General features: G+C 62.7%; 8 protein-coding genes. 2 read left to right on the top strand and 6 right to left on the bottom strand.

Annotation, left to right across the window (positions count from 1 at the left end; genetic code table 11):
• Positions 1–334: 334 nt before the first annotated feature.
• Entirely contained in the window at positions 335–898 is a 564-nt protein-coding gene (locus tag QZ281_RS08485; protein WP_292227140.1) for a hypothetical protein, read from the bottom strand.
• Positions 864–1412, bottom strand: coding sequence for an MFS transporter (locus QZ281_RS08480; RefSeq protein WP_292227137.1), 549 nt, complete (start codon positions 1410–1412; stop codon positions 864–866). The genes QZ281_RS08485 and QZ281_RS08480 overlap by 35 nt, the downstream gene beginning before the upstream one ends.
• A 432-nt stretch (positions 1413–1844) precedes the next feature.
• Here QZ281_RS08480 and QZ281_RS08475 point away from each other — a divergent pair, with 432 nt between their 5' ends.
• Positions 1845–2264, top strand: coding sequence for a hypothetical protein (locus tag QZ281_RS08475; protein ID WP_292227135.1), 420 nt, complete (start codon positions 1845–1847; stop codon positions 2262–2264).
• A 314-nt stretch (positions 2265–2578) separates the two neighbouring features.
• Here QZ281_RS08475 and QZ281_RS08470 read toward each other — a convergent pair whose 3' ends face one another.
• From QZ281_RS08470 to QZ281_RS08460, 3 genes are all read right to left on the bottom strand, one after another.
• A complete protein-coding gene (locus QZ281_RS08470; protein WP_292227132.1) occupies positions 2579–3952 on the bottom strand; it encodes a glycoside-pentoside-hexuronide (GPH):cation symporter in 1374 nt (457 codons plus the stop codon).
• Between the two features lie 23 nt (positions 3953–3975).
• Positions 3976–5895: a cellulase family glycosylhydrolase gene (locus tag QZ281_RS08465; RefSeq protein ID WP_292227129.1), complete on the bottom strand. Its 1920-nt coding sequence runs from the start codon at positions 5893–5895 to the stop codon at positions 3976–3978.
• Between the two features lie 159 nt (positions 5896–6054).
• Positions 6055–6711, bottom strand: coding sequence for a TetR/AcrR family transcriptional regulator (locus QZ281_RS08460; protein WP_292227127.1), 657 nt, complete (start codon positions 6709–6711; stop codon positions 6055–6057).
• Between the two features lie 337 nt (positions 6712–7048).
• Between QZ281_RS08460 and QZ281_RS08455 the strand changes: the two genes are divergently transcribed.
• Positions 7049–9229 (top strand): TonB-dependent receptor, encoded by a 2181-nt coding sequence (locus QZ281_RS08455; protein ID WP_292227124.1) that lies wholly within the window; start codon positions 7049–7051, stop codon positions 9227–9229.
• Positions 9230–9406: 177 nt separating this feature from the next.
• Here QZ281_RS08455 and QZ281_RS08450 read toward each other — a convergent pair.
• The coding region (locus QZ281_RS08450) for an energy transducer TonB (protein WP_292227122.1) at positions 9407–9939 on the bottom strand (533 nt) is incomplete at its 5' end.

Raw genomic sequence — 9939 nt, 5'->3', positions numbered from 1 at the left:
GACAGGATCATCAGGTTCTAGAGACGTTGCCGATGGTCGAGCATATTTGTCATGCCTCATGTCGGCATACGGGCCGGTGGCCGAGCGGTGCAATCCGATTTGAGCTGCAGCCGTGGACGCCGATCAACAGTCTGCTGAGCCTCTGTGTGTAGTATCTTTCTGATGGTCATCAGAACAGATTGTATCAGTCCTGAGTTTCAGAGCTGCCCTTGGTTCGCATCCCAACCAAGGGCAGGTTGGAAGAGTTCAGGCCTGTACTGCTTTTCGGCCGCCGAACGTCAGGAAGCTGAGCAACGACAGCCCCCCATGCTGAGGCGGCGCCGTAAAGCGTGACCTAGGCGACGCCGTGTTTCAGTGCGTCGCGGGCTGTGGTGGCGGACAAGCCACTTGTTTCAGCGACGGCGAGATTGCCTGCCGAAACGGTGTCAGCCAATGTCTTGAGTGTGTTCGCCGTCGAAGCTGGCGGCGGGGCCTGGCTGAGGTGGGTATGAACGCCGCTCAAGAGGATCAGGCCCATCAAGGCGATGTTCACGGACAGGGAGATGAACCGTGCGCTCATGTCCATGCCTGAAGCCATGCCGGCTCGTTCCGGCGGAACCGCTGCAGTCGTGGTGTTCGTGACGGTGGTGTTGGTCCGTCCTAGACCGGCTCCCGCGATGATGCAGCCAGGGAGCAGGGTCATCCAGTTCGCCTGACCACTGGCGATGGCGAGGTGCAGAACGGCGAAACCTGCGCCAATGGTGAATAGGCCAAGCGGAATGACTAGGCCCGGGCCGCGACCCAGCAGCAACCGTTCCGCCATCGGAGGGGCCACGATGGTCGGCACTGTATAGGCCAGTACAGCCAGCCCTGTTGCTATAGCGTCATAGCCGAGGCCGGCGTGCAGATAGAGCGGCAAGGTAGACTACGAAGGGCCGGAAGCTGAAGTTCATCCCGCTGGATCCCAGCAGGGCGCCGGACAGCTTGCGGATGCGCAAGGCGCTGAAATCAAACATCGGCCGCTTTGCGTGCGTCTCCACGATGATGAACAGGATCAGGGTCAATGTGCTGACTGCCAGAATCGTCAGGGCGGCTGGGCTGGTCAGGCCCAGCTCTTGCCCCTGGGACAGCAGATACACGCTGCCGATCACTGTGATGGATAGTGTGATCATGCCCGCAAGATCGATCTTCGTGGCGTGGGGACCTGAGGATTCCTCGACGCCTTTCTGGGCTAGGATCAACGTGGCCGCCGCGAGCACCACGTGTATCAGAAACACCCAGTTCCAACTGGCCAGGGTGATGATCGCCCCGCCGACGATCGGACCGAAGCCTAGACCGATACCGAAGATGACGCCCCACCAGCTGAAGGCTCTGCCGAGCTCCGCGCCATCACGAAATTGGTGCGACAGGATAGCCACCTGACATGCGAGCATGGCGGCAGCGCTAAGTCCCTGAAGGAAGCTTGCGGCAATCAGAAGCGGCGCGCTGGGTCGCCAGGCCGCAGATCAGTGTGGCGATGCCGAAGACTGCGACGCCGGACATGAAGGCGCGCTTGCGGTCCGATCCCCCAGAGCGCCCATCGCCGTCAGCACAGCGTAGCGCACATGGCGATGGTGTAGGCGTTCATGATCCATTGCAGTTGCCTAAAATCGGCTGGCGGAACGCTTTCCAGCGTCGGCTGGATGGATGGGATGCTGATGATCTCAAGCCCGAGCATAAGAGACGACAGACATATGGGGGGCTGAGGTTCCGACCCTTCTAGCGAAGCTGAGAAGCTTGGATCCCTGTCTGACGATCGAGGTGCTGGTCGATATCTCCCGCGCCTTGTTGGACGCCTATGAAGAGGGGGGCTGGACGCGGTCATTGTGCGCAGCGACGACGACCGACGAGACGGAGAGGTTCTCGGGCCTGAGCATTTCGGCTGGTTCGCATCGGCGGATTTCGAGCACCGTGTCGGTGAGTCGCTGCGCCTGGCCAGCCATCCGCCGTGCTGTAATGTGCGAGAGGTGGCGATGCGGCTGCTGGATGGTGTGCAAATCCCGTGGACAGAGGTGTGCGTTGGCACCACCCCCGCAGTGACGGCGGCTCTATTCGCAGGCCTAGCGGCGGCCGCTTTTCCGCGACGATTGGCAACCCCTGACATGGTTGAGGTGAGTCACAAGTTCGGGTTGCCTGAAATCCCGTCCTTATCGATTATCCTGCACTCATCCCTGACCGACGCCAGAACGCGTGAGACCCTGCGCGCCATCACGGCGGCCTTCAGCGAACACCGAAGGCTATCATGAAATTTGGGCAGCGCTTTTTTTAGAGCGGAATAGCCGGGGCGATAGAGGGGCGGGTCGTGGGGGAGCAGCATGGAGGGCAACATCAGGTCGGCGCCCCTGTGATCGCTGATTTGACCCTTTGTACATCAGCATGACCAAGGTCTTACCTCGCTCGTCTCAGGCAGTGTGCATCGTGGAGTTCGGCCGATCTTGCTGTGCCGACACCACCGATCATTCATGTGATTTAATGGGTGTTGAACCTCGCAGCGGTCTGAGGAGGCAGAGTGAAATGACGACGACAGGTCCGCCATGTTTTCGGAACTGAGTGCGCCGACTTAGCCCTCATTGTCATTTGTAATCCTGGACCTCCGGCGATCCAGTGCGCGAACCATGCGGCCATGCTGGCGATGGTCGATGCCGTAGAAGGCAATGGCGGCGGCGGCGGCCAGGCTGAGAACCGCCGGACTCGCGATCATGACAATCCGCATAGCTGCAAGCGTCTCCGGCGTCTGGGTGAGATTGGGCTGATAGCCAATCAGGGTCAGAAGCTCTCCAAGACCAGCGGCGGCCAGCCCCAATCCGCCCTTCTGCAGCAGTGACACCAGGCCGAAGATTGCGCCCTCGGCTCGTACGCCAGAGCGCCATTCGCCATACTCGACCGTGTCCGGCATCATGGACCAGAAGCCGAGGTAACCAGCGCCAGCCCCGACGCCGAGCAGAGGCAGGACCGAAAGCACCGGCAGCGGCTCGGCCGGTGCAAACCACAGCAGGCCGAAGCCGAGCGTGCTGATCCCCGCTCCGGTGATCCACATGATCCGTTTGGACGTGCGTTTCATCAGCCAGGTCCACAGCGGAATGGACAGCATCACGCATCCTGCGAGCAGGCCGAGTGCTGGCCCGATCAGGTCTTCACGGTGAAGTTGGTATTTGAAGAAATACGGCACCGTCTTCTGGAAAAAGGTGCTTCCAACCGCGCTGAGCAGCATGGCGGCGCTGACCACCCAGAAGGCGTAGTTGCCACGCAGCATCCGCACCATGTCTCTAAGCGAGACCTTCTGTTCGACCGGCCCTGCAATCTGTTCGCGGGTGGAGGCGAAGACCAGCATAAGCACGGCCGCGGCCAAGGCCCCATAGACCAGCGCCATGCCGAAGAAGCCGACCTGGCCGCCGCCGAACGCCTTGACCAGCGTCAGGGTCAGCAGGGCGGACAACAGTCCGCAGCTGGCGCCCGCGACCATGCGCACAGCCGCGATCACGCCCCGCTCCTTGCTATCCTGCGTCAGGACTGCGGACAGGGCCAGATAGGGCATGCCGACAATGGCGTAAAAGGTTCGGAACAGGATGTGCGTTCCCGCTGCGAACAGGATCAGGGCAGGGCCTGTCAGACCCGTCGGCAGGAACATCAAGGCCCAGGCCGCCGCCAGCGGTATGGCGCCGAACAGCAGATAGGGGCGATATCGCCCCCATCGCGACCGGGTGCGGTTGGCGAGATAGCCCATCAAGGGATCAAACACTGCATCCCAGATGAGGGCGCCGGCAAAGACCCAGCCCGCCGTTGACGGCGAAAGGCCCAGCACATCCGTATAATAGAACAGCAGGAAAAGACCGGCTGTCGTGAAGAAGAGATTCAGGCCGAAATCACCGACGCCGTATCCGACGCTTCGGCCAAAACCCAGCTGTGCTTTTGATGCGGTTGGGGCGGATCGCATTTCCGCTCCGGGGGCTGAGCCGGTCACTGTGCGATCACGCGGATGGTCTGACGACCGGCTTTTTCGGCCGTTATGCGCAGGATCTGCGCCTCAAGCACACCGGTTCCGGCATCGCCCTCGACACGCGGCGTGTCCGAGAAGCGCCGTTGGGGGAGATAGATTTCGGTCGGGGCGTGGAGGGCGGGATCCATGTCGATCTCGGCTTCGAACACGCCGGTTTCGCGACAGAAAGCTTGCCGCAACAGCACCCCTTGCGCCGCGCGTACATAGGGGCGGCAAAAGCCGTCGATGGCGCGACCGCCTGCGTCGGGACCTTCTGCGCCATCGAGCTGATCCGAGGACCAGATCGACAGGTCTTCCTGGTTCCACCCGTCGCCGACCATGGGATCATTGCGGTTGCTGACGGTGTAGTTCCACTGAGTCGATGACAGCAGCAGGCGGTCGATGGCGTTGTACATCCGGCCAAGCGCTTCGGCCTGTGCGGCCCAGATGTCGGCTCCACGCTCCCCCTGCGACAACCGGCGATAGGCTTCGGCGTCATTCATGTCGAACTGGACGCCGCATTCGCCGAGCAGGGTCGGCGCACCACCGTCCAGGGTTTTCCCGGCGGCGATCAGCATCGACATTTCCTCGACATAACCGTCTTCAATAGCCTTGCCGCCCTGACGGACCTGTCCGGTCAGGACGTGGGTCATCTGGTCGGGCGTGAAGCGTTTCGTCACCAGGGCGGTCAGGTCGTACCAGTGACTGGCGTTGACCATCCGCTCGGGCGCGCCCTCGGGGAAGCCATGGCCCATCACGGCCTCGAACGGATCAACTTCGCCGAAGATCAGCCAAGCCGGGCGAACCTCCCGAACAGTCGCGGCCATGCGCCTGAAGAAGGGGGCCATGTAGTCACGCCCCAACTCGACCGTTCGCCCGCCGATCGATTGGAAATAGTCCTCCTTGAGCACGACAGGGGCGCCGTCCTGCAAGTCCCATACGCCTGCGGCCCTGAAAGGATCTTCATGCCCCTCAAGCCAGATGGACACGCCTTCCGTATTCAGGGTCTGGCTGCCGACAACGCCCTGGCCGGGAGAGACAACTGGCAAGCGGCGTTCAACGCCGGACGCCAGAGCGAGGCCGTCCAGCGCCGTCCAGATCGGTCCCTTGTAGCGAATGATCGGCGCCGTCAGGGCCTTGCCGATATAGCCGGTTCCCGGCTCATTCAGGGTGTCGAAGCCGATGACATTGTCGAGGTGGGCTATCCGCTCGGCGACTGCTCTTACGGCTCCGAAATAGTGATCCTGCAGATAGGTCTGGATGTTCCGGCCGTCCACGATCATGTCCGGGGCGAAGTCCGCGCCCGCGAAGAAGAGCGTCCACATCACGCCATTGGCGGGGCGTGAGTAATTGCCGCTCCAGCTCATCACCGGATAGGCGTCCTGACGCCCGCCCCTGGCCGCGTCGTATTGGTGCTGCATCAGGTGGGCGGCGCCGGAAGAGGAGAATTTCGAGAAATCCATGCCGATGGCTTCCCAGGTCCAGCCTGGCGCGCCGTCGCCGCCTGACATGCGGCTCCAGGCATCCTGGTGGAAATCCACAAAGACGTGCAGGCCGTGCGCGCCAGCCCGGCGGCAGACTTCGGCGTAATAGTCGAGGAAGCCCTCATCATACTGGCCGGGGCCAGCATGTTCGACAGCTTCCCATGTCAGAAGCAGACGCAGGCAGTTGAAACCCCAGTGCTGCAGTCGCGCCAGATGTTCATCCAGTTCCGTCAGGTCCGCTGGTCGGCCGACGAAGCTCACCGTGCGATGATCGTCAAAGGTGCTGGGCCGATAGGTATGGCCGTCAGGACTGGTCGGCATCTTGGAGTCGCCGCCGAAATTCACCCCCCTGAGGGTCACATGCCGTCCATGCACGTCCGTGAAGGTCGTGCCTTTGATATCGATCTTTCCGGCCAACGGCTTGATCCTAAACTGCTGAATGAAATGAAAGGAGTTGGCGCGCAGACATGCGTCCGCGGCGCCCGGTCAGGGGCGTGGGCGTTCGCTGCACAGCGTGCGGAGCGCGGTGTCGTGTTGTGAGGAGTTCTGCGCCCAGCCGCTGGACGCAGCCGTCAATCAGGCTTTCGGCGCAGGGCTCGAAGACGCTTTGACCGTCAGAACCAGGCCGGACTCGACGGCGGCTTCCACGATACGGCGGAAGAAGAGAACCGACGATTCGATTGAACGCGGCTCGGGCGCCAGAACCTGCGCAATGGACAGGCCGCGCACAGCCCAGACGAACAGACGCATCGCGGACAGGCTCTCGGCTTCGTCGACGTTCGGAAACCGTTCCAGCATTCCCGCTGTCGCGATCTCCTCGATACGGCTCTGCGCCGGGGCGACCAGAGTGGCGAGTTCCTGATCGCTGCGGGCCGCCTGCAGGATTTCCAGAACCGCTACGCCCGAAGGTTTGCGCAAGACCTGCCACAGCATTTCCGGCCAGTCCCACAGACGCATTCCATCGTAGCCTTGCGCCTCCAGCAACTGATAGTCCCGATGCTCCTGAGCATAGACCTCGGTGATCACGTCCGCCATTAGCTGCGCGCGCGTGCCGAACTGGTGCAGGATGGCGCCGCGGCTGACGCCTGCCTCTTCTGCGATCACCGCCGTGCTCGCCCCGCCATAGCCGTCGCGATAGATCACGTGGATGGCCGCCTCGATCAGCGCGCTGCGTGTCTCCGCTGTACGGTCGACCTGCCTGCGGCGAGTTTTCGGGGGTGTGACTGCAGTCAAGTGATGCTCTGCTTTCTGGTTCGAGGAAGGCGCCGTATCGGGCGTTCCGCCCCGTCAGACTAGGGCGATCAGTCGAACCGTGGAAGCCGACTTTCAACTTCACCCGTGCCTCCCCAAAGCAATAACTTTCGTTCTTGACTGAATGTTAGTTTGCCGGAAGGGTGCCTGGCAAGAGCGACAGGGCGAACAAGCCCCGCCATGGGAGGGAAACCAAATGCGTCATTGGACGACTTGCACAAGCACGAGCGTCATCGCGCTCATCATTGCCGGTGCGGCTAACGCCCAGACCGTCTCACCGGACAGCGCGACACAGGCCTCAACGGTCGACGAAGTGGTCGTGACCGCCCAGCGTCGCAGCGAAAACCTCAGGGATGTGCCGATCGCCATTACGGTCGTCAGCGGCGAATCCCTGCGTGAAACCGGCGCTTCCAGCCTGTCTGACATCACTCAACGCGCGCCCAGCGTTCAGTTCACACCTGTGCCGCAGACACCGTCTTTTTCGGTTCGCGGCGTGGCCAGCAACAGCTTCGATTACTCCGTGGAGTCTGCGGTCGGTCTGGCGGTCGATGACGTCAACCTGACCTTGCCGCGCTACACCCCGTTGAACAGTCTGGCGGACGTTGAACGGGTGGAGGTGCTGCGCGGTCCGCAGGGGCTGCTCTTCGGGAAGAACACCACCGCAGGCCTGATCTCGGTCACCACGCGCCGTCCGAAACTGGGCGAGTACAGCACCGAAGGTCGTGTGCAATACGGCCAGCGCGACCAGCTTCAGGGTCATGCCATCGTCAACCTGCCCGTAGGCGAGAGCGCGGCGCTGCGTCTGCGCGCCGGGTACCAGTCCAGCGACACGCCGCTACAGGTTCGTGGTCCTGGCTCGATAGAAGATCAGCGAAGCTACAACTTCAACGCCAAGCTGCTGTGGAACGTGACGGACCGCCTGTCGGTCTATGCCATCGCAGATTATCAGGACACGCAGGGCGATCCCGGCGTCTGGACGATCCGGTCATTCGGCGCCGGGGCGAACGCGCCTGCGGCTGGAAACAGGTTTGTGCGTGATCAGTTGACGGCGTTGGGCATAAGCCCCGGCCCTGACAACCGTGCAACCGGCATCGGCGCTCACAACTACAGCCGGACAGACAGTTTCGGCGGTCAGGTCACTGTCGACTATGAACTGGCCGGCGCGACGATCACCTCTGTGACCGCCTATCGCGACGTGCGTCAGAACAGCAATCTGGAAGTCGACAGCACGCCTCTGCGTGTCTACGACAACAACCTCGCCACCCTCGATGCGCATCAGTTCACGCAGGAACTACGCATCGCATCTAACGGCGGAGGCAGGTTCGATTATGTTGCGGGCCTCTATTATTATCAGCAGGAAATCAGCGCAGGGAACGCCCAGTACGGAACCCTGGGGTATCTGCCCAACGCCTCGCCCATCCTGATCGGCACGGTTGGCGGTCTGGTCACCTATGAGGTGAACAGCAAGAGCATCGCCGCCTTCGCACAGGGCACGGTGCACCTCACCGACCGCTTAGACCTGATCGTCGGCGGACGATATACCCGTGACGAAATTGACAATACGGCCAGCGTATCCGCGATTCCGGGCGTCTGTAATGTAAGCTACGCCCTGACCGGCGGGCGTGTCTGCCAGCCCCGCCCGCTGCCTTACTCCGAAGGCGCTTCACGCTCAGAAGAGGGATGGTCCGGACGCGCGGTGCTCCAGCACCGGCTTACGGATCGCGCCAATGTCTATGTCTCCGCCTCGCGCGGCTACAAGGGACCCGCGATCAGCGCAATCAACGCCAATGTCTTCCCGGTCGATCCAGAGACAGTCGAAGCCTACGAGGCAGGCGTGAAAGGCGACTTCCTGGGCCGCCGCCTCAGCGTCAACGCGGCTTTCTTCTATAACGACTTCACCAACTTCCAGGCTCAGGTCTTCGATCCGACGATTCCGCCCATCGGCGCCTTCCGCACCGGCAACGCCGGAGGACTGCGCACCCAGGGCGTGGAGCTTGAGGGCGTCATTCGTCCGACAAGCGGATGGAACATATCGGCTGGCGCCACCTACCTCGACGCCGAATACACGAACTATTTCCCGTCCTGCTACGCAGGCCAGACAGCCGCGCAGGGCTGCACCTTCCCTGGGCCGACCTTTGACGCCAAAGGCCATCGCCTGATCGCTGCGCCCGAATGGTCGACCAGTCTCGCAACTTCCTACGAGCGCTCATTGTCTGGCGCGCGCCTGTTCGTGAACGCCGACTGGTCATATCGGTCCAGCGTTTATTATGGCGTTGGCAATCCAGACACGCTGCAGAAGGGCTATTCCCTCGTGAACGGAACCGTCGGGATCAGCGACCCTGACGACCGGATTCGCCTCAGCCTGTTTGTCCGGAACCTGTTTGATCAGCGCTTCGCCGCCGTCATCTTCCCCAGCTACTTCGACACGGGCGGCACATCCCAAATCCTACCCGACACCGCCTTCCGCCGTGTCGGCGCCGCCGTGGAATGGCGGTTCTAAGAAGTCGCCTTCAGCGAGTAGCGAGGTCCTGACGCAAAGGGGCCTCGCAATGTATCTGCAGGGGGCAGGCGGCTTGTACTCCAAGATCGCCCACCATCCCCTCCAGCAGGCAACCTCTGGTCTCGTCGGAGAATGGCATAGTTGAGAGTCTGCCGCTGACCTTGCGAAAGTCACCAATCACTGCGTGATAAAAAACTCCACAGGCGTCACCAGTTCGATGGGGTCGCCCGGCACTTCGTCGGGTGGTGCGGGCAGGGGCTGGGCGCGGCGGGGGATGGAGAGGGCTTCCTGATCCAGCGCGGGGATGCCTGAACTGCGTTCCAGTCGGGCGTTCAGGACGCGGCCCTGACGGTCCATGGTGATGCGGATGTAGGGCACGCCCTGCTGGCGGCGGATCTGGGCGGCGGCGGGGTAGCGTTTGGCCTGATCCAGCCGTGCCAGAACCTGACCGCGCCAGTCGGTCGTGCCGTTTGATGCGCTGGGCGCCAGCGGGCTGGGCCGCGAGGGCGGGGCCGTGGTCTGGGCCGCAGGCGCGGCGGAAGGGGCTGGGCGCTGCGGCGGTTCGGGCTGGCGGTCCGGCAGGGCGACGTCGGGCTGGACAGCGGCCGGGACTGGCAATGGCGTCTGGCGCACAACGGGGCGAGGGGCCTCAGTCTTCTGCAGGTGCGGGCCAGGCGGCTGTTCCGAGGGCGGCGTCGGCGGTGCGGCGG

Source organism: Brevundimonas sp. (assembly GCF_018608325.1).
In the GTDB taxonomy this organism is placed as follows: Bacteria; Pseudomonadota; Alphaproteobacteria; order Caulobacterales; family Caulobacteraceae; genus Brevundimonas.
Note: the sequence above shows the minus strand (reverse complement) of the source record. Positions and strands in the feature narration are given on the sequence as shown.

Coding starts and splice junctions, on each gene's coding strand:
- QZ281_RS08480 (WP_292227137.1), bottom strand. CDS start 1,412: ATGCTCGCATGTCAGGTGGCTATCCTGTCGCACCAATTTCGTGATGGC.
- QZ281_RS08470 (WP_292227132.1), bottom strand. CDS start 3,952: ATGCGATCCGCCCCAACCGCATCAAAAGCACAGCTGGGTTTTGGCCGA.